Origin of the sequence: Sinorhizobium prairiense (assembly GCF_029201645.2) — a bacterium.
In the GTDB taxonomy this organism is placed as follows: Bacteria; Pseudomonadota; Alphaproteobacteria; order Rhizobiales; family Rhizobiaceae; genus Sinorhizobium; species Sinorhizobium meliloti_A.
The window spans coordinates 87,034-111,753 of sequence record NZ_CP104131.1 but is presented as its reverse complement, the minus strand read 5'-3'; the positions used below and the strand labels follow the sequence as shown (position 1 = coordinate 111,753).

Genomic DNA, 24,720 nt, shown 5'->3' with positions numbered 1-24,720 from the left:
CGGCGTGAAGAAGGAAATGGCCGGACGACTGCCGGCCCTCCTCCATCACGTGCCGTCTGGGATCAGCCCTTGAGCGCGAAGGCCTCGGCCGCAAGCTTGGTGATGCCGGCCCAGTCGCCCCTGGCGACCAGGTCCTTCGGCGCCACCCAGGAGCCGCCGACGCAAACGACGTTGGGAAGCGACAGGTAGTCGCGCGCATTGGCAAGCGAAATGCCGCCGGTCGGGCAGAACAGGGTGCCTGCGAGCGGCGATGAGAGCGACTTCAGATAGGCGGCGCCTCCGGCCTGCTCGGCCGGGAAGAACTTCATCACCCCGTAGCCTTCCTCGCGCAGCCCCATGACCTCGCTCGCCGTCGCCGCACCCGGAAGCAGCGGCACCTCGTGATCGTTGGCGACGTCGATCAGTTCCTGCGTCGTGCCGGGGCTGACGATGAACTGCGATCCGGCCGCGACGGCCTCTTCGAACTGGGCGGCATTGAGGATGGTGCCGGCACCGGCAACGGCGCCCTCCACCTCACCCGCGACCGCACGGATCGCTTCCAGAGCGGCCGGCGTGCGCAAGGTGATCTCGATCGCCTTGAGGCCGCCGGCGACCAGCGCCCGCGCGAGCGGTACCGCCGACGCCGCATCGTCGATCACCAAGACGGGAACCACCGGCTGCAGCTTGAGGATTGAGAGAAGCTTGTCCATTTTCGCGCTCATGCCGATCGTCCTTTTAAAACGATTGAATAATGCCCCTCGCATAGCGTGCCAGTCTGCGGTTGTCGAGCCCGACAGGTCGGGGCGCGGAAAACTATTCGCGCTGTACCGCCCGCTTCCGCTCTAACTTGTCAGGACCGGCCACGTTCACGATTTCAGGTCGATCCGATCTAAAATCATCGTGATCGAAGGGACAAGACTTGAGCGACATCGATTAAACGGTAGTCTGTGCCGGCCGACATCTCGAAATGGCAGGAGATCCATGGCAAAGGAGATTGAGCGCAAGTTTCTTGTCGCCACCGACGGCTGGCGGCAACACGCGGACAAGGGCATCAGGCTACGTCAGGCCTATATCGTCACCATGGAAGACCGCTCCGTACGCGTGCGCATTCACGGCAACAAGCGGGCACGCCTGACCATCAAGATCGGCAAATCGGCCCTCGTCCGCAACGAATACGAATACGATCTCCCCATGCACGACGCGCGGGAATTATTGACCCAGGCAATCGGCATCGTCATCGAGAAACGGCGTTTCCGGATACCGCACAAGGGTTTCACCTGGGAGGTCGACGTCTATGAGGGCGCGCTCGAAGGGCTCACCGTCGCCGAAGTCGAAATGAAGCGGGAAACGGACCTGCCCAACCTGCCGGCCTGGCTGGGGCGCGAGATCACCGGCGACCGCCGCTACTCCAATCAGGCGCTTGCCACCGAAGGACTGCTGGAAGCGCAAACATGACCTTTGCCTTCCATCCGAAGTGCCCCTTTACAGAGGACTTCCGCGCCGTCGGAGGGGAACAGATCGAACGCGCGATTGCGATGCTCGAGGTTCAACCCGAAGGCGTGCATGAAGCGATTCACGGTGCGCGCAAGAGCTTCAAGCGCCTGCGCTCGCTCTATCGCCTCGTGGTCGCGGATGCGCCACTCTTCCAGAGGCAGGAAAACGCACGCTTCCGCGCCATGGCACGCAATCTCTCGACGTTCCGCGACGCTGCAGCGCTTGTCGAGAATGCCGGCTATCTGCGCCAGCACGCGGCGAGCGAGGAGCAGCAACTGGCCCTCGACAAGGTCTGCTCGATCCTCGCAAGCCGGCGCGACCGGATTGCCGAAGAACGAGGCGATCTCGACCGGAAGATCGAAGAAACCATCGTCAATTGCCGAAAGGCGCACGCTGCACTCGCGCATGTTTCCTTCCATGACGGCAGGCGGAAATCCGCCCGGCGCCTCGCAAAGGGCTGGCGGCAGACATTGCGGCGCGCCGCACGCGCCAGGGCAGCCTGTGCGGCCAGCACCGATACGGCGCTGTTTCACGACTTGCGCAAAAGCGCACAGGATTACCGAATTCAGCTTGCCCTGCTTCGCGAGGCGTGGCCATCGGGGATGCGGGCAAAGAGAGCGGAGGCCAGCGAACTGGTCGACGTGCTCGGCCATCTGAATGACATCGCCGAATTGATGTCGCTCGTCGACGAGCGGCCCGACCTTGCCGGCAACAGCAGCGAACATTTTCTTTCGAATGTCGCGGCCAGGCAGGACGCGCTGAGGCGTGAGGCCTTGAAGCGCGCTGATGCGGTCTTTCTCGACCGGCCGCGGAGGGAGAGCCGAACCCTCGAACTGCTCTGGCTCGAAGCCGGAAGGTAGAACGCTTCCCGAAAGTCAGGCTCAGGCGTGATTCGCCGCAATTGCACTTGGCGCCCGAAAGCTGTATTTGCGTGCCGCATGACCGACATGCTCACGACATCGCGCCGCCCGGAGACGCCGGGCCAGTTTCTGGTGGCCGCCCTCTACCACTTCGTATCCTTTCCGCGCTTCGCCGGTTTCCGCGAGCCGCTGCAGGCGATCTGCGACGCCAATGGGGTGAAGGGAACGCTGCTTCTTGCGCATGAGGGCATCAACGGGACGATCGCCGGCACCGAGGAAGGCATTGCGGCGGTCCTGGCCTGTCTGCGCGCGCAGCCGGAATTCGCCGGCCTGGTACACAAGGAGAGCCGGGCCTCGGCCATGCCCTTCCTGCGCATGAAGGTGCGCCTGAAGAAGGAGATCGTCACCATGGGCGTCGAAAACATCGACCCCAAAAGGTGGTCGGCACCTATGTGGAGCCGAAGGACTGGAATGCGCTGATCTCCGATCCGGAAACGCTCGTCATCGACACGCGCAACGACTATGAAACGGCCATCGGCCTCTTCCAGGGAGCCGTCGACCCCAAGACCAAGACGTTCCGGGAATTTCCCGAATGGGTGCGCAACAATAGCGGCCTGCACAACAAGCCGAAGATCGCCATGTACTGCACAGGCGGTATCCGCTGCGAAAAGGCGACGGCCTTCATGAAAGAGCAGGGCTTCGAGGAGGTCTATCACCTCAAGGGAGGCATCCTCAAATATCTCGAGGAAATACCGCCGGAAGAGAGCCTCTGGGAAGGCGCCTGCTTCGTCTTCGACGAGCGCGTGTCCATAACCCACGGGCTGCAGGAGGGCGAGCACACGCTCTGCCATGCCTGCCGCCAGCCGCTGACGCCCGCCGACCTCCAGTCGCACCTTCACGAGGAAGGCGTCTCCTGCGTTCACTGCCACGACACCCGCACCGAAGAGGATCGCGAGCGTTACCGCCAGAGGCAGAGGCAGATCATGCTTGCCAAGAAGCGCGGCGCGCGGCATCTCGGAAGCTAGAGCACGTCCAGGAAAAGTGCGTAACGGTTTTCCGTCCGGGAGTGCGTTGGACCAAATGGTCAGAGCATTTCAGTGTTTCCATGAAACGTTGAAATGCTCCAGTCCAATCGACTCACCCGGTCGATGCCCCTCATCCGCCTGCCGGCACCTTCTCCCCGCGGGCGGGAAGAAGGGACCCGTGGCAAGCGCCTCCACTGCCATTGACACCGGCCTTTCGCGGGGCATGTATCCGCTTCCCGCCGGTGCGATCTTCACCAGCTCGGGATAAGCGCACCTTTGAAGTGCTCTACGATGAAAGCCTTGATCTTGTCGTCGTGGTAGGATTCCACGAGCGTCTTCACCCAGGGCGCATCCTTGTCTGCGCTACGCACCGCAATGACGTTGGCGTAGGGGGACTTCTCGCTTTCGATGGCGATGGCGTCTTCCTTCGGGTGGAGATCGGCCTCGAGCGCGTAATTGGTGTTGATCACGGCCGCGTCGACATCGGCCAGCGAGCGCGGCAGCTGCGCCGCATCGAGCTCGGCGAACTCGATGTTCTTCGGATTTTCCGTCACGTCGGCCGGGGTGACCTTCAGCCCGGCATCCGGATTGACCTTGATGAGGCCCTTCGATGCGAGAACCAGGAGCGCGCGGCCGCCATTGGTCGGATCGTTCGGGATGGCGATCGTGGCGCCGTCCTCCAGCTCATCGAGGCTCTTCACCTTGTTCGAATAAACGCCCATCGGCGTGGTGATGGTCAGGCCCACGCTGACGATGTCGAAGCCACGATCGGCGATCTGGTTGTCGAGATAGGGCTGGTGCTGGAAGGAATTGGCATTGAGGTCTCCGTCGGCGAGCGCCTGGTTCGGAACCACGTAGTCGGAGAATTCGAGGATTTCGATGTCGAGGCCCTTGGGGGCGGCGACTTCCTTCACCTTCTCCATGATCTCGGCATGCTCGCCCGGGGTCACGCCGACCTTGATGGTCTCTGCAAGCGCCGTGCCGGCAGCCAGGACGGCGAAGGCCGCCGCGAGAATGAGGTTCTTCATGGATGTCTCCTTGTTGCTGGTGGTGTGTTGGAAAGATCAGGTCTTGCGGCTGCGCTTGTCGAAGCGCCGCGCCATCCGGTCGCCGGCGCTCTGGACGAGCTGTACGAGTACGATAAGCACGACGACCACGACGAGCATCACGTCCGGCATGAAGCGCTGATAGCCGTAGCGGATGCCCAGATCGCCGAGACCGCCGCCGCCGACCGCGCCGACCATCGCCGAATAGCCGATGAGGCTGACGATCGTCATGGTGAGCGCCAGCGTCAGCGCCGGCCGCGATTCGGCGAGCAGGACCTTGAAGACGATCTGCAACGGGGTGGCGCCCATGGCGCGCGCCGCCTCGATCAGCCCCTTGTCGACGTCGCGGATCGCCGCCTCGACAAGGCGGGCCACGAAGGGAATGGTCGCAATCGTCAAGGGCACGATCGCCGCTTTGGTGCCGATGGAGGTACCGGTGATGAGGCGCGTCAACGGAATGATCGCCACGACGAGGATGATGAAGGGCGTCGACCGCGTCGCGTTCACCACAAGTCCCACCGCGCGATTGAGATTGGGTGCGGGAAACAGCTCGCCCTTGCCGCTGGTCGCTAGGAAGATGCCGATCGGCAGCCCGATCAGCGAGCCCACGAGGCCAGCGATCGCCACCATGTACATCGTGTCGAGCGTGGCGCTGCCTATGCGAAGCAGAAGATCAGGCGACATAGCCGAGCACCTCCGTGACCAGTCCGTTTTCGGCGAAGAAGCGCTCCGCCTTGCCCGAGGTTTCGGCATCGGCGCCATAGGCGACGACGAGCGAGCCATAGGGCTTGCCGCCGATCTCGTCGATCGTGCCGGCGATGATGTCGACCTCGGCACCGACCGACTGGATGAGCTGCGAGATCAGCGGGCGCTCCGCCGCTGCCCCGAAAAGGTGAGGCGCACCACGACGCGATCGCCGCTTGCCGCCGCCGGCTTCAGGCCTCTGGCAACGGCTTCCGGCAGTTTCGAACCCGCCAGACCGGAAAGCAGCGCCCGCGTCGTCTCGTGCCTGGAATGCGTGAAGACATCGAAAGTGTGCCCTCGCTCGACGATCTCGCCCTTGTCGATCACTGCCACGTCGGAGGTGATCGCTTTCACGACCTCCATCTCATGGGTGATGAGCAGAACGGTAAGGCCCAGCTCCGCATTGATCCGTCTGAGCAATTCCAGGATCGACTGCGTCGTTTCCGGGTCCAGCGCCGAGGTCGCCTCGTCCGAAAGCAACAGCTTGGGTTCGGTCGCAAGCGCCCGGGCGATGCCGATGCGCTGCTTCTGGCCGCCCGACAGTTCCGCCGGATAGCGCCCGTGCTTGTCGGCAAGACCAACGAGTTCGAGAAGCGGGCGCACACGCTGCTCGATCGCGCGCCGATCCATACCGGCGATTTCGAGCGGCAGCGCGACATTGCCGAAGACGGTGCGGGAGGAAAGCAGGTTGAAATGCTGGAAGATCATGCCGACGGAGCGGCGGAGATCGCGCAGGCCCGCCTCGTCCAGCGCACCCACATCGACGCCATCGACGAACACCTTGCCGCTCGAAGGCTTTTCGAGGCCGTTTACCAGCCGGATCAACGTCGATTTGCCGGCGCCGGAACGGCCGATGATACCGGTGATCGAGCCGCGAGCGACCGTCAGGCTGACATTGTCGAGCGCCGTGAAGGCCGTATTTCCGCCGGAGGCGGCAAAGCGCTTGGACACGGCATCGAAGACGACCGCATCACCGGCCGATATCTCGGATCGAGGGAGTGTCATTGTCCGGTCGCCCCCGCAGGAGGGATCAAAACGATGGGAGGATACATGATGCTCTCGGATGTTCGAAACTCCGGTCCCTGCTAAATAGGGCCGGCACGGAAAAAATGTCGCCTCGTCAGACAAACATTCGGCAAGGCATTCGAAACGTGGAGCAACTCTCTATCATCGGCCAACCGGTCAGTTCAACGCCTCCCCGGCATGACTGCCATGCCGAGGAGCATGTGGATCTTATGGCGCGCGAGCGCGCCCTTTTACAGGTACGTTTTTCCGGAGCCCCAAAGTGCGACGCAAAAGTCTACTCTTTTTGTGCAGAACTGCCGTCCGCCCGCTCCGGCATCATCCCGGCTTGTGGTTGCCCCTCGGAAACCGTTCCGCCAGATCCTTATACCAGCGACCGCTTTTCTTGATCGTGCGGACCTGTGTCTCGTAATCGACGTGAACGATGCCGAAGCGCATCCGGTAGCCCTCGGCCCATTCGAAATTATCCATCAGGCTCCAGGCGAAATAGCCCCGCATCGGATAACCCTTGGCAATGAGATCGGCGGTGACGGCGAGGTGGTCCGAGATGTAATCGAGCCGAGGCTGATCGTCGACGGAGCCGTTCTCGACGCCCATATTGTAGCAGGCGCCATTTTCGGTGATGTAGCAATCGGGGAGCCTGTAGCGCGCATTGAGCGTCTCCACCAGGCTGCCCAAAGCCGGCGCATAGACTTCCCAGCCAATATCGGTCTTCACGTCGCTGACAGGTTTGGCATTGACGGTCGCCGGATATTCGGCGCCTTTCGCGGAGTCTGCCGAAACGCGCATCGGCGTATAATAGTTGAGCCCCCACCAATCGAGCGGCTGGGCGATCGTTGCCATGTCGCCGTCCTCGATCGCCGGCATGCGCTTGCCGAGCGCGGCGAGGAAACCCTCCGGATACTCGCCCTTGAAGATCGGATCGAAGAAGACGCCGTTGTGGAAATCGAAGGCGCGCTCTGCAGCGGCCTTGTCCTCGGCGCTGTCGCTGCCGGGATAGACCGAATGGGCATTGATGACGATGCCGACCGGCAGCTCCGGCCGTTCCGAGCGGATCGCCGCAACCCCCAACCCATGGGCGAGATTGGTGAAGTGCAGTGCGGCAAGTGCTGCATCCATGTTGCGCTCGCCCGGTGCATGGACACCGTAGAGATGGCCGAGCCAGACGGAACACCACGGTTCGTTGAAGGTCGCGACCGCATCGAGACGATCGCCGAGACGCGCAATCACGGTCTTGGCGTAACGCTGATAGGCATAGGCGGTCGTGCGCGCCGTCCAACCACCGTCGCCCATCAGCGCCAGCGGCAGGTCCCAGTGATAGAGGGTTGCAAACGCCTTGATGCCACGCGCCTTCAGGCCGTCGACGAGGCGGTCGTAAAAGTCGAGCCCCTTCTCGTTGATCGGCCCGGTGCCCTCCGGTACGATCCGCGGCCAGGCGATCGAGAAGCGGTAGGCCTCGACGCCGAGGCCGCTGATGAGGTCCAGATCCTGCTCCAGCCGGTTGTAATGGTCGCAGGCGACGTCCCCGTTGTGGCGCCCGTAAACGCGCCCCGGCATATTGGAGAAGGCGTCCCAGATGGAGGCTTTGCGCCCGTCCGCCTTGCTGGCTCCCTCGATCTGGAAGGATGCGGTCGCAACGCCGAAGACAAAGTCGCCGGGAAAACGCTCTGCCAGTTTCTTGGCTTCGATCATCGTTTGAGCCTCATCGTCTGCGCAGCCGGACCGAAGGCATGGCTGCGTTCGGGTCAATGGTAAGGCGGGCCATGGAAGTCTCGCCCTCGTCTGTGGATGTGGCCTAAGGCCGCGGCGGCAAATGTCAATGAAAAAGGGCGAGGTATCCCCGCCCTTCTCCGGAACATCTCCATTTTCACCGGTCGCGGAAATGCTCCGGCTTGAATGGTTCAGACCTTGATCCAGGCGCCGTTGCGCTCCGAGGAACGCACGCAGGCATCGACGAAGGTCATACCCTTCATGCCATCGTCTATCGTCGGATAGATGACGGAAGGATCCGCCTTCCCGCCGTTGCGCTTGGCATAGATCGCCCGTGCCGCTTCCGTATAGATATTGGCGAAGCCTTCGAGATAGCCCTCGGGGTGGCCGGACGGAATGCGCGATACGCGTGCCGCCGCCGGCGAAGCGCCGGCGCCGGCGCGCGTCAACAGACGCTTCGGCTCGCCGAAGGGCGTGTACCAGAGGTAATTCGGATCCTTCTGCGTCCACTCGAGACCGCCCTTGGTACCGTAGACGCGCACCATCAGGCCGTTCTCGTGGCCGGGCGCCACCTGGCTGCACCACAGCATCCCCTTGGCGCGCGTTCCGTCCTTTTCCCTGAAGCGCATCAGCACATGCGCGTTGTCGTCGAGCTGCCGCCCGCCAACGAAGCTGTCGAGATCGGCGGAGAGCTCCTCGAGTTCGAGGCCGGAAACGAAGCATCCGAGATTATAGGCATGCGTGCCGATGTCGCCGGTCGAGCCGCCGGCGCCGGAGCGCGCCGGATCGGTGCGCCAGGCGGCCTGCTTCTGACCGGACTGCTCGATATTCTCGGTCAGCCAGTCCTGCGGATATTCCATCTGAACGAGGCGGACGGCTCCGATGTCGCCATTCTCGACCATTTCGCGCGCCTGGCGCACCATCGGATAGCCGGTATAGTTGTGCGTGAGCACGAAGAGCGCATCGCTTTCGTCGGCCGCCTTCTTGAGCTTCTTCGCATCGGCGAGCGTCGACGTCAGCGGCTTGTCGCAGATGACATGGATGCCGCGCTTCAGGAATTCCTTGGCAGCAGCATAGTGAACATGGTTCGGGGTGACGATCGCCACCGCCTCGATGCCGTTCTTCAGCTTCGCCTCACGGATCGCCATTTCCTTGAAATCCGAATAGACGCGCGATGGGTCCAGCCCGAGCTCGCGGCCCGAAGCCTCGGCCTTCTCCGGTGTCGACGAGAGCGCGCCGGCGACAAGCTCGTAGTGATCGTCGAGCCGGGCGGCGATCCGATGCACCGCGCCGATAAAGGCGCCCGAGCCCCCGCCCACCATTCCGAGCCGAATGCGCTTCTGACGCGTTTCCGTACTGCTTCCCTCGATAGCCATTCTGTTTCCTCTTCTTAAGTGTTTGGCGTGGAACTGCGCCTCATCCCGCTGCCGCGACCTTCTCCCCGCAGGCGGGGCGAAGAGACTCGTGGCGACGCCTCCTTTTGTCACGGCGGGACCGCGGGGCAAGTCCCTCTCCCCGCTTGCGGGGAGAGGGTCAGGGTGAGGGGCAGACAGTGAGATCACGAACTAGATTCCCAGCATCCGCCGGTTCGCCGCCTCGTCGGTGCCGCTGTCGGCGAAATCGTCGAAGGCCTTTTCGGTGACGCGGATGATATGCGCCTTCACGAACTCGGAGCCTTCGCGCGCGCCGTCTTCCGGATGTTTCAGGCAGCATTCCCACTCGACGACGGCCCAGCCGGCAAAGTCATTGGCGGCCATCTTCGAGAAGACGGCCCCGAAATCCACCTGACCGTCGCCGAGCGAGCGGAAGCGGCCGGCGCGGTTCACCCAGCTTTGATAGCCACCATAGACGCCCTGGCGTCCGGTCGGGTTGAACTCCGCGTCCTTGACGTGGAACATCCGGATGCGGTCCTTGTAGATGTCGATATTCTCGAGATAGTCGAGGCACTGCAGCACATAGTGCGACGGGTCGTAGAGCATGCAGGCGCGGGCATGGTTGCCGGTGCGCTCCAGGAACATCTCATAGGTGATGCCGTCGTGCAGGTCCTCGCCCGGATGGATCTCGTAGCACACGTCGACGCCGCAATCCTCCGCATGGTCGAGGATCGGCTTCCAACGCCGCGCGAGCTCGTCGAAGGCGGTCTCCACCAGGCCCGCCGGGCGCTGCGGCCACGGATAGACGAAGGGCCAGGCGAGTGCGCCGGAAAAGCTTGCCATCGCATCGAGGCCGAGGTTCTTCGAGGCGGTCAGCGCCAGCTTCACCTGCTCGACCGCCCACTGCTGGCGTGCGCCGGGATTGCCGCGCACTTGCGGAACGGCGAAACCGTCGAAAGCCTCGTCATAGGCGGGATGCGCCGCAACGAGCTGGCCCTGGAGGTGGGTCGAAAGCTCGGTGATCTCGACGCCGTTGTCGCGCGCCTTGCCGGCGACCTCGTCGCAGTAGGTCTTCGATTCGGCAGCCTTCTTCAGGTCGAAGAGCCGGCCGTCCCAGCTCGGGACCTGCACGCCCTTATAGCCGCAATCGGCTGCCCATTTGGTGATCGAATCCCAGGAATTGAAGGGTGCGGCATCGCCGGCGAATTGCGCAAGAAACAGCCCCGGTCCTTTGATCGTCTTCATACAACTTCCTCCCAGATAGAGCGGTGTCCGATGTGCCGGCACTGCGGCCGACCGTTGACTTCCAGTGCTTCCGGCCCGCGAATTCGCAGCAGCTGATACACCTGCAACGTTGCAGGAGCCAGAAGCTAGCAGATTCTTCGCGAGGGGCAATCGGCTTGTGCCCCCCTCGCGAAAAAGGATCCCCGTGCCCGTCAGACGTAGCGGTTGACCACGTTTTCCAGAAGCTCCTGCCTGCCGGATTTCGGCTGCGGGTTGACGTCGGCCTTCCGCACCCAGGCCTCGATCTCCTCGAGCGAGAAGCCGCCGTCGAGCATCTTCTTCGCCTCCGGCACGTTCCAGCCGGCATAGCGCGCTTCGAGCGGTGCGGAGAGCGCCTTGTCCTCGATCATCTTCGCGGCCGCCTTCAGGCCGCGCGCGCAGCAATCCATGCCGCCGATATGGCCGATCAGCAGATCTTCGGGGTCGATCGACTGGCGGCGCAGCTTCGCGTCGAAGTTCGTGCCGCCGGTCTTGAAGCCACCGCCCGCAAGCACGTGGTAATAGGCGAGCGCCATTTCCGGCACGTTGTTCGGGAACTGGTCGGTGTCCCAGCCGGACTGGTAGTCGTTGCGGTTCATGTCGATCGAACCGAAGATGCCGAGCGCATTGGCGAGCGCCAGCTCGTGCTCGAAGGAATGTCCGGCAAGGATCGCGTGGCCCTGCTCGATGTTGACCTTCACCTCGTTTTCGAGGCCGTATCTCTTGAGAAAGCCATAGACGGTCGCCACGTCGTAGTCGTACTGGTGCTTGGTCGGCTCCTGCGGCTTCGGCTCGATCAGGATCGTGCCCTTGAAGCCGATCCTGTGCTTGTATTCGACGACCAGATTGAGGAAGCGGCCGAGCTGATCGAGCTCGCGCTTCAGGTCGGTGTTGAGCAGGGTCTCATAGCCCTCGCGTCCGCCCCAGAGCACATAGTTTTCGCCGCCCAGCCGCTGCGTCGCGTCGATGCAGGTCTTCACCGTCGCGGCGGAAAAGGCGAAGACGTCCGGGTCCGGGTTCGTCGCAGCCCCGGCCATGAAGCGGCGGTTGGAAAAGAGGTTCGCCGTGCCCCACAACAGCTTGACGCCGGTCTCTTCCTGCTTCCCGGCGAAATAATCGACGATCTCGTTGAGATTGCTCGTGTTCTCGGCGAAGTTCCGCCCCTCCGGGCGCACGTCCGCGTCGTGGAAGCAGTAGTAGGGTACGCCGAGAAGCTGGAAGAATTCGAAGGCGACATCCGCCTTCAGCTTGGCGGCATCCATCGAATCCTTGAACCAGGGGCGTTCGAAGGTCTGCCCGCCGAAGGGATCGCCGCCCGGCCAGACGAAGGTGTGCCAGTAGGCGACGGCGAAGCGCAGATGATCCTCCATCCGCTTGCCGAGGACGACGTCGTCCGGATTGTAATGGCGGAAGGCGAGCGGATTGGTGCTTTCCGGTCCCTCGTATTTGATCTTGGCGATATCGCCGAAAAATCCCGTGCTCACGACAGTCTCCTCTCATGGATTGTGAATTGGCGGCACCGTTCGCGACGGAGCCGGCTATCGGGTGGAAGGCAGGTGGTGGATGCGCCGAAACTGCTCACAGCGCCGCTTCCTTTATCGCCGGATAGAGCCGGCGATAGCGCTGGTAAGCATCTTCATAGGCGGGCACGAGCGATGCCTCCGGCGCGATCGTTTCCGCCGTCTCGGGTGCGGTGCAGACCGCGGCCGGGTCAGCTCCGGTGGCGGCGATCAGGCCGAGCCGCGCTGCGCCGAAAGCAGCGCCGAAATCGCCGTCCGCGGGCAGGTCGACCGGCAGGTTCAGTGCGGTCGCGATCGAGCTCAGCCAATAACGCGAGCGCGAACCGCCGCCGATCGCCGTCACCCGCGTGAGCTTCGTGCCGGCCGCGCGCAGCGCCTCGAGACTGTCGCGGATCGCGAAGGAAACGCCTTCGAGCACCGCCTGCGTCAGCACCGCCCGGGAGCTCTCGTGCCCGAGGCCGGCGAAGACGCCGCGGATCGCCGCATCGTTGTGCGGTGTGCGCTCACCGGAGAGATAGGGAAGAAACGTCACCGAGCCCGGCGCCTTGAGGCTCTCGCCGAGTTCATTGGCGAGCTCCGCAGCACTCCGGCCGGTGACGCTGGAATGCCAGTTCAGCGCGTCCGTCGCCGAGAGGATCACGCCCATCTGGTGCCAGGTGTTGGGCAGTGCGTGGCAGAAGGCGTGGACCGCGCTCTCCGGGTTGGGGAGATAGCTTGCATTGGCCGCGAAAAGGACGCCGGACGTGCCGAGCGAGACGAAGGCCTGCCCCTCCCCGACCGTCCCCATGCCGCAGGCCGAGGCTGCGTTGTCGCCCGCACCGCCGGCGACCACGACGCCAGGCCCCATTCCCCAACGCGCGGCGAGCTCCGGCCGCAGCGTGCCGGCCACATCCGTGCCCTCGACGAGGTCGGGCATCTGCCTCTCCTCGAGCTGCGTAGCGGCAAGCAGGCTCGCCGACCACTTGCGCTTGCCCGTATCGAGCCATGACGTGCCGGCCGAATCGGACATTTCCGACATATGCTCGCCGGTCAGCCAGAGGCGCAGGTAATCCTTCGGGAGCAGCACCCAGCGAACCCTGGCGAACAGCTCCGGCTCGTTTTCACGCACCCAGGCGAGCTTCGGTGCGGTGAAGCCCGGAAAGACGATGTTGCCGGTCAGCGCCCGAAACTGCGGATCGCCGTCGAGCGCTGCCGCCTCGCGGAAGCTGCGGGTGTCGTTCCACAATATGCACGGCCGCAGGACCGCATCGCCTTCGTCGAGCAATGTCGCACCGTGCATCTGGCCGGAAAGGCCGATGCCGCGGACGGCGGCAATCGCTTGCGGATGCGTTTCCCTCAATCGGGCGATCGCCTCCTCCGCGGCACGGATCCAGTCAGCCGGATCCTGTTCCGACCAGCCGGGATGCGGCCGGTCGACGTCGAGCGCGCCGCTGGCGGAGCCGATGATCCGCTGCTCGCCGTCCATCAGCATGGCCTTGACGCCGGACGTGCCGAGATCCAGTCCGAGATACATGGTGCCCTCCTATTCCTGCTCGAGCGGCAGGTTGTCCTTCAGGAAAATATCGATGCGGATGCGCTCCTGCGCCGCGATGACCGGCAGCCCGTCCGCCTTTGCTTTCAGCACCCGGATGGCGCTCCTGACCTCGTGGCCCGCATTCTGGTTGAGCAGCGCGTCGATCGTGCCGGAAAGGAGCCCGGCGCGGCTGTGCGGCGTCAACTCATGCGCGATCGTGCAAACGGTCCTTCCTTTGCCCGCCTTTTCGAGCGCCGCGACAAGGCCGCGATTGCCGGCGCCGAGGCTGTAGATGCCGGCAAGATCGGGATGCTGCCCGAGAAGGGCGCCGACGAGCGTCTCGACCAGCGACGGATTGTCCTGCCCCTCGATCACCGGCAGGACCTGGCGCGAGGGGAAATCCTCGCTCATGACAGCCTGGAAACCCTCCAGCCGATCGCGGTGGTCGCGTACCAGCATGGAGCCGGCAAGCACCGCGACCGGTCCTTCGCCGCCGAGAAACCGGCCCATCAGGCTGCCGGCGGTGCGGCCCGCGGCGACATTGTCGACGCCGGCGAAATGGTCGCGCCCCGACCCCGGCAGATCGGAAACCAGCGTAACGACGGCAATGCCGTCTTCGCGGAGCCGCTTTACCGCCTCCGTCACGTCCGGCGCGTCGACGGCAACCACCGCGACACCCGCCGGCCGGCGCTTACGCGCCTCGAGCAGCGCGGCGGCGAGCGCCGCTGCGTCGAAGGCTGGAACGGAGAGGATGGTGATATCCAGCCGCTCTGTCGCGGAACGCGACATTGCCGAGCGAACCTCCGCCTCGAGACCGCGCATGAAGGAGTTTTCGCCGGCGGGCAGGATGAAGACCAGAGGATAGCTGCGGCTCTTCGCAAGATTGGCAGCGGCGACGTCGCGAACATAGCCGAGCGTGGCGATCGCCTGTTCCACCCGCTCGCGCGTGACGCTTCTCACGCCCGGACGATTGTTCAACACCCGGTCGACGGTGGCGAGGCTGACGCCCGCCTCGGCGGCGATATCGTGAACTGTCGGTCGCATCTCTTCCTCCCGGCAAACCCATTAGAGGAATTTTTGATGTACGTAAATCAGAAAACTCCGGGCGAGCGCTCGAATGGACGAGTTCCGGAATGTCGCTTCAGTCGAAACGCTTGCTGAAGGCCTGCGTGAACACGACGTGGCCATGCTCGCCCTCGGCCTCGCCGAAGGCTACATCCATGAAGCTGCCGGTCACGCGCACGACCGTGAAACCGCCGAGAAAGGCCGCCTTGGGCTTGAAGACGTCGATCCCGCCGACCCTGTAGACCATGACGCGGTCATGCTCGTGCCCATGGAAGAGGCCGACGATGTTGTAGCCCTGCACGTGGTCGAGCAACGCCTGGCGCTCGTCGGCGCTCCACCAATGCGGCTCGCCCTCCCCCTTGTCGTCGAAGGTCTTTGCCGCCGGATCCCAGGCCTCGGTCGAAAACGCGTCCCAGCCATAATGCTGGAAGAGGACGACCGGCCGGCCATCGGCGGCATGGGAGGAGAGATCGCTCTTAAGCCACGGCAATCCGCTCACCGCGCCCTTGCTCTCGTCGCCTCCGAAACGCTGCAGGTGTACGAGATGAAGACCGCCCCAGTCCCAGGAATAGCTGTCCGATAGCGGATCGTAATTCGCGACCGGCACCGGCGGCTTGTAGAAAACGGTCTGGCGATGGGTAAGCTCGACATAGTCTCGCAGCTCCCGGCGATACCAGTCGGCATTCGGCGGCGGCCCGTCCTGGTCGAGGTCATGGTTTCCAAGGCCGACATAAACGGGAATGTGGATATGGTGCGGGCCCGGCGCCTGCTCGTACCGGCTTTGGAACTGCTGTAATTGCCGCCCCTCGCGGGGCTGGCGAACCTGGCCGCCGCCGTCGTCGGTGATGTCGCCGCCGAGCACCAGACCGAGCGGACGCGAAATCCTCGTGCCCGCACTGGCAAGACCGCTCGGCTTCCCTCCAACGGCATGCGGCCAGTGCTGTGCCGCCAATGCGTTCAGCGCGGCGACGTGGCGCAAGAGGCTGGCGTCGGTCTTGCCCTCCGCTTCGCAGTTCGGCGCCAAGCCGTCCGTCGAAACGAGGCAGGCATGGATGTCCGCGGCAAAGAGAAAGGTCACGTCGACCGGAAGGCCGGCCGCTCTCGCAGATCTGCCGCCGACGGTCATCGAGAGACCGAATCCGACCGCACCGGCGAGGAACATCCGCCGCGAAGGCCGTAGGCAAGGATGATCGTTCATGCGCCGCCCGCGCGTCGCTACGCGCGCCCTCCGACAGCTTCGACGAGACGGAATATTGCAGCGATCTCGAAACCGCGTAAAGCGCTGGAGCGGAATAAGGGCAGCCACCCCGCGGCATCGGCGTCCTGTGGATCACGTTGATCTTATGTCGGGTGTACCTAAGATCAACGTGATCGATTCCAACAGGTAGAGCGGGACGCGGGCGGAAAACCGCGCACACTTTTCCTCATTCCCGCTCTAATGCCCGCCGCCTCCTGGGCCGGCGCCTTGTGGCTTGGCGATCATCAGGACGCCGGCGATCATCGACAGGAACAGGACGGTGAGCAATACGAACACGTCGATGAAGGACATGATCGCCGCCTGCTGCTGGACCATCGCCGCCAGCTGCTTGACCGCAGCCGTGGTTCCGTCGAGGCCGTGCGCAGTGAAGGTCGTGGCGATGTTGCGCATCCGCTCGACAGCCTCCGGGTTGCCCCATTCCACGTGCTCGGCGAGCCGGGCGTAGTGGAAATCCTGGCGTTGCGTGAGGATCGTGTTGATGACCGCCAGCCCGACTGCGCCACCGAGGTTACGCGTCAGGTTGTAGAGTCCCGACGCATTGCGGATGCGCGCCGGCGGCAGGGTGCCGAGTGCGATATTGTTGATCGGCACCATGCAGAGCATCAGCGAGCAGCCGCGCAGGATCTGCGGAACGAGCAGCTCCCAGAAATCCCAGTCGGCGGTCATCTGGCTCATCAGCCAGGTGCCCGCGGCAAAGCCGGCAAAGCCGATGGTCATCATCGCTCGCGGATCCATTCGCCCGGCGAGGAAACCCGCAACGGGCGCGGTCAGGAACATGGCGAGACCCGAGACGAACATGGTTTCGCCGATCATCAGGGAGTCGTAGCCGCGGATACGTCCGAGATAGAGCGGATAGAGATAGGTGAGCCCGTAAAGGCCGATCCCCATGACGAAGGAGAAGAGCGAGCCGAAGGTAAAGTTGCGGTTGGCGAAGGCCTTGAGATCGACGACCGGGAAATCGACTTTGAACGCCCGATAGAAGAAGACGGCGGCAGCGACCGTGGCGGCGACGGCACCCATGACGATGTGCTCGTCGTTGAACCAGTCATTGGCATTGCCTTCCTCCAGCACGTATTCGAGCGAGCCGAGAAAAATCGCCATGGAGAGAAGTCCCCACCAGTCGAACTTCTTGATCAATCCGAGTTCCGGCTTGTCGAAATCGATGAAGATCCAGGTGACCGTCGCGACGATGATGCCGGGAATGACGTTGACGAGGAACAGCCAGTGCCAGGAAAAGGCATGGCTCAGATAACCGCCGACCGTGGGGCCGATGGTCGGCGCAAGCGTCGCGATGAGCCCGATGATGGGCGAGACGACGTTGCGCTTCGACGGCGGGAAGATGGTGAAGGCTGCGGCAAAGACCGACGGGATCATGCCGCCGCCGATAAATCCCTGGATCGCCCGGTAAACGATCATCTGTTCGATGTTGGTGGCCGTGGCGGCAAGAGCGCTGGCGGCCGTGAAGCCGGCCGCGGCCACGGAGAAGAGCACCCGCGTCGAGACGATGCGGGCAAGCGTGCCAGAGAGCGGGATCATGATGACTTCCGCGATCAGATAGGCGGTCTGCACCCACCCGATCTCGTCAGATCCGGCCGACAGGCCCGCCTGGATCTCGGCGAGCGAGGCGGAGACGATCTGGATGTCGAGGATCGCCATGAACATTCCGACGACCATCGCGAAAAACGCGATGAGCCGCCGCGGGTCCATATGCTCCTCGGCCTTGGGTAGGCTCGGCGCAGCCGCGCCCGCTGTTGCTGTTGCGGCCATTTCCGCCACTCCTCGGGCCTTGAGCCCTTTACTTCGCGGCCGCGACCTTCGACTGTTCCGGTGCGGTGCGGGTATCGACGTCGACCACGACGCTCAGCCCCGCGCGCAGGTGCCCTTCCGCCAGCACGTCGGCCGGCAGCGTGATGCGCACCGGAACGCGCTGGATGACCTTGGTGAAGTTGCCGGTCGCGTTTTCCGCCGGCAGCAGCGAAAAGACGGAGCCGGACGCCGGCGAGATCGATGCGACCGTGCCTTCGATCGGATGATCCTCATAGGCGTCGACATGTATCTGGACCTTGGAACCCGGCACCAGATGCGCGATCTGCGTTTCCTTGAAGTTGGCGTCTATATAGAGCTCATCCGTCGGAACGAGCGCGGCCAGCCGCTGGCCGGCCGAGACGAGATCGCCGACCTGAACCGCCACATTGCCTATCACACCGTCATAGGGCGCCTTCAGCACCGTGAAGGCCAGGTCCCTGTTTGCCTTGTCGCGGGTAAGCTCCAGAGAGCGGATGGTGCTTTCAGCTTCCATCCGCTGGGCTTCGAGGACGGTGATGTTGGACTTGGCCGCAGCAATGTTCGCCTCCGCGCCGGCGAGATTCGCGCGAGCCTGATCGAGTGCGACCTGTGCGCTGTCGAGGGAAGCGTCCGTGCCGAAGGACTTCGACTGCAGCTCGCTGGCGCGTTTCTGGGCCAGTTCCGCGCCGCGTACCGTCGCCTCAAGCGCCTTCTTCTGCGCTTCGGTTTGAGTAAGGCTCGCCTTGGCGCCGGCGATCTGCGCATCGAAGCGTTCGAGCGCAAGCTTCTGCGTGGCGATCTGCGCCTCGGCCTGTTCGGCCGCGATACGATAATCGCCGTCGTCGAGCGTCACCAGGGGATCTCCAGCCTTTACATGCTGGTTGGCGACGACGTCGACCTTGGCGACATAGCCGGACACCTTGGGCGAAATCGTCGCGATGTCCCCTTCTATGTAAGCGTCGTCGGTCGAGACCAGGAAACGGCCGTTGGTCCACCAGTCATAGCCGTACCAGCCGGCAGCACCGAGAAGCACGAGACCCAGCACCGGAAGGATTTTGCGGCGCTTCTTCGGGGGCGCAGCGCTCTCGGTCCCGGTTTGCTCTGCGGCTGCAGCGTCGGTTCCGGGCCCCTTGGCCTCGGCCTTCTGGGTATCCATTTCGAAATCGTCGCCTACGGGACGAACACGGGCAGCACTGGAAGAGCTGGAAGCGGACATGGGCCACCGATCTGGTTGGAATTGAACTGAACCGTTCGGTTCGATGACGCTTGACATAATGCCTTTCACACCGCATATCAAGAGCAAATCGAACCGGTCGGTTCGATTTGTAAGGTGAAGATGATTTGTAAGGTGAAGATAAAGTGTGCGCGTTCTCTCCGCGCCCGCTATTCTCATTGGAATCGGATCTGAACGCGTTCCCGTGACGCAAGCTAGATCAAAAGGAGTGGATACGTCCGGCAGCCATGACGTCAGCGAAAAGCGCAGAGCAGGAAAGATCCCTGCAGGACCAGCACGAACACCCGTCGACCGGCGGGCGTCACGCCGCCGGCGAGGATCCGGTCAAACGCGAGCGGATTCTCGACGGCGCCAAACGCGTTTTCATGCGGAGCAGTTTCGACGCCGCCAGCATGAACGACATCACGCGCGAGGCCGGCGTTTCCAAGGGCACGCTCTACGTCTATTTCGAGAACAAGGAAGACCTGTTCACGGCGCTCATCGCGCGCGAGCGCAACATTATCGTCAACAGCGTCAAGCAATCGTTGAACGGCAATGAACCGATCGAGGAGGCGCTTCACGCTTTTGGCGTGAAGCTGGTGACGAGCATAACGTCGGATTACACGATCCGCGCGATGCGCACGGTACTCGGCGTGATCGACCGGATGCCCCGGCTGGCGCAGCGCTTCTTCACTGCGACGCCGGAGAACGGATACACCGTGCTCAAGGCCTATCTCGACCAGCAGGTGTCGGCAGGCACGCTCTCGATCGAAGACACGGAAATAGCCGCAAAGCAGTTCATCGATCTCGCCATGGCCGGAATGTTCAAGGGACGGCTTTTCGGCATGTGCGATGCGGTCTCGGCCGAAAGCATCGAAAAGAACGTCAGATCCGCCATCCGTGTTTTCCTCGCCGCCTACGGAAAGACGACGGGCACGGAGTAAACGCCACGGCGCCTTGCCGGCGAAACATGACGCACCATCTTCTTGCAATCCAGCAATCGCGATCAAACGCGCTCGCCTGAAAGGCCGTAAGACCTTGCGTGTCCACAAAGGGAGTGACGATGAGTGCCATCGGAAGGGCGATCTGGTTCATTGAAAGCCATTTCGCCGAGGATATATCGCTGGATGATATCGCCGCGGCCGCCGGCCTTTCGCGCTATCATCTTTCGCGCGTATTCGGGCTTTCGGCCGGTCGCTCGATCAGTGCCTATATCCGCGGCCGACGCCTGAGCGGCGCCGCGCTTGCCCTCGCCAACGGCACATCCGGCATTCTCGAAGTGGCCCTCGAGGCGGGCTACGGCTCGCACGAGGCTTTCACCCGTGCCTTTCGCGAGCAGTTCGGGGTGACGCCCGAGACCATCCGCAAGCAGGGGCACGTCCGCAATGTCGAGCTTTTGGAGCCGATCAGAATGGACGACGCACGCACTTTGAAGATCGAACCGCCGCGCTTCGAGGAAAGCCCGGGGCTTCTTCTCGCCGGTCTCGCAGAGACCTACGCGGGCACATTTCCGGAATCGCCAACACGGCCCACCACATCTTCACGACCTGGTTTCCGCAGTCCGGCCACCGACATGGTGAATTGCCCGACCTGATGGAACGCTACGACGAGCGCTTCGATCCGCATTCCGGCATGGGTGCGGTCGAGATCTGGGTGCCGCTGAAGGGCTGATTTCCGGTGCACGGACAGGTGCAGCCGGCTTTCCTTCGACAATTCCACCTTTTCGATCACCTGGAGCCGACAACGTCGCCGCGAAACGCGCGGCGGCGCTTGCGACTTTCGCAAGTATGCCTAAATACTGCGCCATCTGTCGTGTCTCGAAAAGGAAAAGTTGCCGATGCAGGAAATCCTCACGCTTGCTCAAAGCCCGGAGGCTTGGATCGCCCTCATCACACTCATCGTCATGGAAGTGGTCCTCGGCATCGACAATCTCATTTTCATCTCGATCCTCACCAACAAGCTGCCGCCGGAACACCGCGTCAGCGCCCGGCGCATCGGCATCGGCCTTGCACTCGTCATGCGGCTGGCGCTGCTCGGCACCATCGCCTGGATCGTTAAACTGACGCAGCCGGTCTTCGAGGCCTTCGGCCACGGCTTTTCCTGGAAGGACATGATCCTGATCGCCGGCGGGCTCTTCCTCGTGTGGAAGGCGACCAAGGAAATCCATCACAGTGTCGATCCGAGCGATCATGAGGAGGATTTCATCGCCAGCTCCGCGATCAACAGCTTCGCGGCCGCCATCGGCCAGATCCTGCTTCTTGACCTCGTCTTCTCGGTCGACAGCATCATCACCGCCGTCGGCATGACCCCGCATCTGCCGATCATGGTCGTCGCCGTCGTCGTCGCCGTGACCGTCATGCTGGTTGCAGCGAACCCGCTTGCAAACTTCATCGAGAGAAATCCGACGATCGTCATGCTGGCGCTGGCCTTCCTCCTGATGATCGGCACGACCCTGATCGCCGAAGGCATGGGCTTCCACGTGCCGAAGGGCTACGTCTATGCTGCGATGGCCTTCTCCGCACTGGTCGAGGTGCTCAACATGGTCGCCCGCAACGCGCGCATGAAGCGACAAGCCGCAAGGACGAAATAGAAGCGCGACACAACAGGCCCGCATCGCACCAATGCGGGCCTTCGCCGCGATCTTTGCTCTTGGCCTGCGGCGAGACGACGACATTGCCGCTCGCGGCTTTCCGTTGACATGCAGGGCTTTCTATGGTCTCACGCCTGCCGACTGGAATTGCCTGGCTAAACCGCTGGTGCGGAACCCTTGCGGGCCTTTCCTTCCCATAAAATGCGCGCCCGCAAGCTGGAAAGCACTCCGGCAAAGGGCCCCGAAAGCACGTCAAGACGGGCAAAGACAATGGCAGATTCTGCAGTCCGGGTGCGTATCGCACCTTCCCCCACCGGCGAGCCGCATGTCGGCACCGCCTATATCGCGCTCTTCAACTATCTCTTCGCCAAGAAGCACGGCGGCAAATTCATCCTGCGCATCGAGGACACGGATGCGACGCGCTCGACGCCGGAATTCGAGAAGAAGGTGCTCGACGCGCTGAGGTGGTGCGGACTGGAATGGTCGGAAGGTCCCGATATCGGCGGCCCCTACGGCCCCTATCGCCAGAGCGACCGCAAGGACATCTACAAGCCTTACGTCGAGAAGATCGTTGCGAACGGCCACGGCTTCCGCTGTTTCTGCACGCCCGAGCGGCTGGAGCAGATGCGCGAGGCGCAGCGTGCCGCCGGCAAGCCGCCCGAATATGACGGCCTCTGCCTCAGCCTCTCGGCCGAGGAAGTGACGTCGCGCGTCGACGCCGGCGAGCCGCATGTCGTGCGCATGAAGATCCCGACCGAGGGCTCCTGCAAGTTCCACGACGGCGTCTATGGCGATGTCGAGATCCCGTGGGAAGCCGTCGACATGCAGGTACTGCTCAAGGCCGACGGCATGCCGACCTATCACATGGCGAACGTCGTGGACGACCATCTGATGAAGATCACCCATGTCGCACGCGGCGAGGAGTGGCTCGCCTCGGTGCCGAAGCACATTCTGATCTACCAGTATCTCGGCCTCGAACCGCCTGTCTTCATGCATCTGTCGCTGATGCGCAATGCCGACAAATCGAAACTGTCGAAGCGCAAGAACCCGACCTCCATCTCCTACTACACGGCACTCGGCTACCTGCCGGAAGCGCTGATGAACTTCCTCGGCCTGTTCTTCATCCAGATCGCCGAAGGCGAAGAACTGCTGACGGTGGAGGAGCTGGCGGAGAAATTCGATCCGGAAAACCTGTCCAAGGCCGGCGCGATCTTCGACATCCAGAAGCTCGACTGGCTGAATGCGCGCTGGATCCGCGAGAAGCTTTCCGACGAGGAATTCGCAGCCCGCGTCCTCGCCTGGGCGATGGACAACGAGCGGCTCAAGGAAGGTCTGAAGCTCTCTCAGACCCGCATTTCGAAGCTTGGCGAACTGCCTGATCTCGCCGCCTTCCTCTTCAAGTCGGATCTCGGCCTGCAGCCCGCCGCCTTTGCCGGCGTGAAGGCCTCGCCCGAGGAGATGCTCGAAATCCTGAACACCGTGCAGCCGGATCTCGAAAAGATCCTGGAATGGAACAAGGAATCGATCGAGACGGAGCTGCGCGCCAGCGCGGAACGAATGGGCAAGAAGCTGAAAGCCGTGGTGGCGCCGCTCTTCGTCGCCTGCTCGGGCTCGCAGCGCTCGCTGCCGCTGTTCGATTCGATGGAACTGCTCGGCCGTTCGGTCGTGCGCCAGCGGCTGAAGGTCGCCGCGCAGGTCGTCGCCTCCATGGCGGGCAGTGGAAAGTAAGGACGAGACCATGACCGACAAGACACAGGCAGCCGGCCTTTCCTCCGACGCGACGGAAGTGCGCTCCCAGAAGCTCGACCTGCTGCGCCAGCAGATCGGCGATGTTTATCCCGCGCATTTCCACCGTACGCTCACCAATTCGGAACTCGCGGAGAAATATGCCGGGCTGGAGCCCGATACCGAAAGCGGCGAAACGGTAACCGTTGCCGGCCGCGTCTTCTCCTCGCGCAATTCCGGCATGTTCATGGATCTTCATGACGCTTCCGGCAAGATCCAGATCTTTTCGCACAAGGATACGGCACCGGAGGAGGCGCGCGCGCTTCTGCCGATGATCGATCTCGGCGACATCATCGGGGTGACCGGAGAGGTGCGCCGCACCAAGCGCGGCGAACTGACGGTCAACGCCAAAGAGATCACCATGCTCTGCAAGTCGCTCCTGCCGATGCCGGAGAAGTATCACGGGCTTGCCGACATCGAGACGCGCTACCGCAAGCGTTACCTCGACATCATGGTCAACGAGGAATCGAAGCTGCGCTTCCAGCAGCGAAGCCGCATCGTATCGAGCCTGCGCCGATTCCTCGAGGACGAAGGCTTCATGGAAGTCGAGACTCCGATGCTGCAGCCGATCTATGGCGGCGCGACGGCCGAGCCCTTCAAGACGCATCACAACACGCTGAAGCTCGACATGTATCTGCGCATCGCGCCCGAGCTTTACCTGAAGCGCATTCTCGTTTCCGGCCTTACCGACAAGGTCTTCGAGATCAACCGCAACTTCCGCAACGAAGGCGTCTCGACCCGGCACAATCCTGAATTCACCATGATGGAGTGCTATTGGGCTTATGCCGACTACGAGGACGTGATGGGTCTTGTGGAACGCATGTTCGAGACCCTGGCGCTTGCGGTTCACGGCAAGACGGAATTTGAGTTCGGCGACAAGCAGCTCTCCTTCAAGGGGCCGTTCCCGCGCGTCTCCATGCCGGCGGCGGTCAAGGATGCGACCGGAATCGATTTCCTTGCGATCAAGAGCGACGAGGAGGCCCGGCAGGCGGCTCGCGACGCCGGTGTCGAGATCGAGAAGGACGCGACCTGGGGCGAGGTGCTCGCCTTCCTCTTCGAGGAGAAGGTCGAAGCGACCTTGATCCAGCCTGCTCACGTCATCCACTTCCCGAAGGACATCTCGCCCTTCGCCAAGGAGGTGCCGGGCGAGCCGCGGCTCGTCGAGCGCTTCGAGACCTATTGCAACGGCTGGGAGATCGGCAACGCATTTTCCGAGCTCAACGACCCGGTCGAGCAGCGCGCCCGCATGGTCGAGCAGATGGAACAGGCGCATGCCCGTGGCGAGAAGGAAAAGACGCTGGACGAGGACTTCCTCGATGCCATGGACCAGGGCATGCCGCCGGCCGGGGGATTGGGGATCGGTGTCGACCGGCTGATCATGCTGCTCACCAACTCGCCGTCGATCCGCGACATCATCCTCTTCCCGGCCCGCCGTCAGAAGGCCGATTGATACCCTGGAGCAGGCCCTCCCCAA

18 protein-coding genes and 3 pseudogenes are annotated in these 24,720 nt (G+C 63.1%); 8 read left to right on the top strand and 13 right to left on the bottom strand.

Features of this window, described 5'->3' with window-relative positions; genetic code table 11:
* Positions 1-62 precede the first annotated feature (62 nt).
* Positions 63-701 (bottom strand): 2-dehydro-3-deoxy-phosphogluconate aldolase, encoded by a 639-nt coding sequence (locus N0Q91_RS03200; protein ID WP_275597318.1) that lies wholly within the window; start codon positions 699-701, stop codon positions 63-65.
* A 259-nt stretch (positions 702-960) separates the two neighbouring features.
* Here N0Q91_RS03200 and N0Q91_RS03195 point away from each other — a divergent pair, with 259 nt between their 5' ends.
* From N0Q91_RS03195 to trhO, 3 genes and pseudogenes are all read left to right on the top strand, one after another.
* Positions 961-1,434: a CYTH domain-containing protein gene (locus N0Q91_RS03195; protein WP_100672881.1), complete on the top strand. Its 474-nt coding sequence runs from the start codon at positions 961-963 to the stop codon at positions 1,432-1,434.
* The gene (locus N0Q91_RS03190; protein WP_275597317.1) at positions 1,431-2,333 is read left to right on the top strand and encodes a CHAD domain-containing protein; all 903 of its coding nucleotides are present in this window, start codon (positions 1,431-1,433) and stop codon (positions 2,331-2,333) included. The genes N0Q91_RS03195 and N0Q91_RS03190 overlap by 4 nt, the downstream gene beginning before the upstream one ends.
* Before the next feature lie 78 nt (positions 2,334-2,411).
* Positions 2,412-3,358: pseudogene (gene trhO / locus N0Q91_RS03185) on the top strand (oxygen-dependent tRNA uridine(34) hydroxylase TrhO).
* 251 nt (positions 3,359-3,609) lie between these two features.
* On the opposite strand, the gene N0Q91_RS03180 reads toward trhO, so the two are convergent.
* From N0Q91_RS03180 to N0Q91_RS03125, 12 genes and pseudogenes are all read right to left on the bottom strand, one after another.
* Positions 3,610-4,386 (bottom strand): MetQ/NlpA family ABC transporter substrate-binding protein, encoded by a 777-nt coding sequence (locus N0Q91_RS03180; protein WP_275597316.1) that lies wholly within the window; start codon positions 4,384-4,386, stop codon positions 3,610-3,612.
* Between the two features lie 36 nt (positions 4,387-4,422).
* On the bottom strand, positions 4,423-5,088 hold the full coding sequence (locus tag N0Q91_RS03175; protein ID WP_275597315.1) for a methionine ABC transporter permease: 666 nt from the start codon (positions 5,086-5,088) through the stop codon (positions 4,423-4,425).
* A pseudogene (locus N0Q91_RS03170) lies at positions 5,078-6,153 on the bottom strand (methionine ABC transporter ATP-binding protein). Before N0Q91_RS03170 ends, N0Q91_RS03175 begins: the two are co-directional and overlap by 11 nt.
* Before the next feature lie 336 nt (positions 6,154-6,489).
* Positions 6,490-7,863, bottom strand: coding sequence for a GH1 family beta-glucosidase (locus N0Q91_RS03165; protein ID WP_100672876.1), 1,374 nt, complete (start codon positions 7,861-7,863; stop codon positions 6,490-6,492).
* 209 nt (positions 7,864-8,072) lie between these two features.
* Complete coding sequence (locus tag N0Q91_RS03160) at positions 8,073-9,257, bottom strand: Gfo/Idh/MocA family protein (protein ID WP_100672875.1); 1,185 nt, start codon at positions 9,255-9,257, stop codon at positions 8,073-8,075.
* Between the two features lie 189 nt (positions 9,258-9,446).
* The gene (locus N0Q91_RS03155; protein WP_275597314.1) at positions 9,447-10,499 is read right to left on the bottom strand and encodes a sugar phosphate isomerase/epimerase family protein; all 1,053 of its coding nucleotides are present in this window, start codon (positions 10,497-10,499) and stop codon (positions 9,447-9,449) included.
* Positions 10,500-10,690: 191 nt separating this feature from the next.
* Positions 10,691-12,001 (bottom strand): xylose isomerase, encoded by a 1,311-nt coding sequence (xylA, locus tag N0Q91_RS03150; RefSeq protein WP_275597313.1) that lies wholly within the window; start codon positions 11,999-12,001, stop codon positions 10,691-10,693.
* 94 nt (positions 12,002-12,095) lie between these two features.
* Complete coding sequence (gene xylB, locus N0Q91_RS03145; protein ID WP_275597312.1) at positions 12,096-13,550, bottom strand: xylulokinase; 1,455 nt, start codon at positions 13,548-13,550, stop codon at positions 12,096-12,098.
* Positions 13,551-13,559: 9 nt separating this feature from the next.
* Complete coding sequence (locus tag N0Q91_RS03140; RefSeq protein ID WP_275597311.1) at positions 13,560-14,594, bottom strand: LacI family DNA-binding transcriptional regulator; 1,035 nt, start codon at positions 14,592-14,594, stop codon at positions 13,560-13,562.
* Between the two features lie 97 nt (positions 14,595-14,691).
* Positions 14,692-15,777: a metallophosphoesterase gene (locus tag N0Q91_RS03135; RefSeq protein ID WP_275598084.1), complete on the bottom strand. Its 1,086-nt coding sequence runs from the start codon at positions 15,775-15,777 to the stop codon at positions 14,692-14,694.
* Between the two features lie 273 nt (positions 15,778-16,050).
* Complete coding sequence (locus N0Q91_RS03130) at positions 16,051-17,640, bottom strand: DHA2 family efflux MFS transporter permease subunit (RefSeq protein ID WP_275597310.1); 1,590 nt, start codon at positions 17,638-17,640, stop codon at positions 16,051-16,053.
* A 28-nt stretch (positions 17,641-17,668) separates the two neighbouring features.
* Positions 17,669-18,874 carry an HlyD family secretion protein gene (locus N0Q91_RS03125; RefSeq protein WP_100672869.1) on the bottom strand — a complete coding sequence of 402 codons (1,206 nt, stop codon included), beginning with the start codon at positions 18,872-18,874 and terminating at the stop codon, positions 17,669-17,671.
* A 245-nt stretch (positions 18,875-19,119) separates the two neighbouring features.
* Between N0Q91_RS03125 and N0Q91_RS03120 the strand changes: the two genes are divergently transcribed.
* From N0Q91_RS03120 to lysS, 5 genes and pseudogenes are all read left to right on the top strand, one after another.
* The gene (locus N0Q91_RS03120) at positions 19,120-19,815 is read left to right on the top strand and encodes a TetR/AcrR family transcriptional regulator (RefSeq protein ID WP_100672868.1); all 696 of its coding nucleotides are present in this window, start codon (positions 19,120-19,122) and stop codon (positions 19,813-19,815) included.
* A gap of 119 nt (positions 19,816-19,934) precedes the next feature.
* A pseudogene (locus N0Q91_RS03115) lies at positions 19,935-20,542 on the top strand (AraC family transcriptional regulator).
* 166 nt (positions 20,543-20,708) lie between these two features.
* Positions 20,709-21,461, top strand: coding sequence for a TerC family protein (locus tag N0Q91_RS03110; RefSeq protein ID WP_100672866.1), 753 nt, complete (start codon positions 20,709-20,711; stop codon positions 21,459-21,461).
* A gap of 270 nt (positions 21,462-21,731) precedes the next feature.
* Positions 21,732-23,189: a glutamate--tRNA ligase gene (gene gltX, locus N0Q91_RS03105; protein ID WP_275597309.1), complete on the top strand. Its 1,458-nt coding sequence runs from the start codon at positions 21,732-21,734 to the stop codon at positions 23,187-23,189.
* A gap of 10 nt (positions 23,190-23,199) precedes the next feature.
* Complete coding sequence (lysS, locus tag N0Q91_RS03100; protein WP_100672864.1) at positions 23,200-24,696, top strand: lysine--tRNA ligase; 1,497 nt, start codon at positions 23,200-23,202, stop codon at positions 24,694-24,696.
* Positions 24,697-24,720 lie beyond the last annotated feature (24 nt).